This window comes from Lysobacter sp. TAB13, assembly GCF_052113885.1.
Lineage (GTDB): Bacteria > Pseudomonadota > Gammaproteobacteria > Xanthomonadales > Xanthomonadaceae > Lysobacter > Lysobacter gummosus.
In genome coordinates this window covers 1-367 of record NZ_JBFRDR010000377.1, presented here as the reverse complement: position 1 = coordinate 367, position 367 = coordinate 1, and the positions used below count along the sequence as shown (strand labels likewise).

Here is a 367-nt window from a genome sequence, read left to right as displayed (position 1 = left end):
GGCATGACCTCGTCGAGCAGGAAGGCGACGCCGCCGGCGGTGCCCTTCACGTCCGGCAGGCGCGCATAGAACATCTGGCGCGTGCCCATGATGCAGATCTCCTCGGCCATCTCACGCGTCGGCGCGACCGCCTGGACGACGACGCAGAGCTCATGGCCCGGCTTGTCGCGCAGGGGCTCGAGCCGCCCCATGACGCCGTCACGCCCGTAGACATTGTAGGAGAGCTGGTAGCCCTCCGAGCCAAAGCGCTCCTGCACCATGCGACGGGCCCAGGCGATGACGTCGTCGACGCGCGCCACCGTATAGGGGTCGCGGATGCCGACGAGCCCGACATAGCGCTCGCCGATCTTGCCGGAGCCTTCGAGCT

At 68.7% G+C, this 367-nt stretch carries 1 protein-coding gene; it reads right to left on the bottom strand.

Going from position 1 to position 367, the window contains the following annotated elements:
• A partial coding sequence (locus AB4Y92_RS26590) for a hypothetical protein (RefSeq protein ID WP_441822347.1) occupies positions 1–367 on the bottom strand: 367 nt, incomplete at both ends.